Genomic DNA, 721 nt, shown 5'->3' on the forward strand with positions numbered 1-721 from the left:
AATGACGCATTGGCAGCATCCCCGCTTCTTCGCCTATTTCCCGGCCAATGCGGCGCCGGTTTCGGTGGTGGCGGAATATCTGGTTTCGGCGATGGCCGCGCAATGCATGCTCTGGCAGACGTCGCCGGCGGCGACCGAACTCGAAACGCGCACCGTCGACTGGATGCGCCAGGCGCTCGGCCTGCCGGAAGGTTTCTCGGGCGTAGTCCAGGATTCAGCCTCGTCGGCGACACTGGCCGCAGTGCTGACCATGCGCGAACGGGCGCTCGATTGGCAAGGCAACAAACAAGGCCTGGCAGGGCAGGCGCGGCTGCGCATCTACTCCTCCGACCAGGTGCATACTTCGATTGACCGGGCGATCTGGGTGTCCGGCATAGGCGAGGACAATCTCGTGCGCATTCCCGTCGCCGGCCGCTTTCGCGCCATGGATACGGCGGCACTCGAGGCGGCAATCATCGCCGACAGGGAAGCCGGCATGCTGCCGGCCGGCATCATCGCTTGCGTCGGCGGCACCAGCACCGGCGGCGCCGACGATATTGCAGCGGTTGTCGAGGTCGCACGGCGGCATGGGCTTTATCTTCACGTCGACGCCGCATGGGCGGGATCGGCGATGATCTGTCCGGAATATCGGCATTTCTGGACAGGCGTCGAAGGCGCCGATTCAATCGTTTTCAATCCGCACAAATGGCTGGGCGCCCAGTTCGACTGCTCTATCCAGTTC

General features: G+C 64.1%; 1 protein-coding gene. It reads left to right on the forward strand.

The window, feature by feature from the left end:
• Positions 1-721 (forward strand): pyridoxal-dependent decarboxylase (locus EN964_RS36265; protein WP_164776560.1); only part of this gene is annotated, 721 nt, incomplete at both ends.

This window comes from Mesorhizobium sp. M7A.F.Ca.CA.001.10.2.1 (assembly GCF_003998575.1).
Classification (GTDB): Bacteria; Pseudomonadota; Alphaproteobacteria; order Rhizobiales; family Rhizobiaceae; genus Mesorhizobium.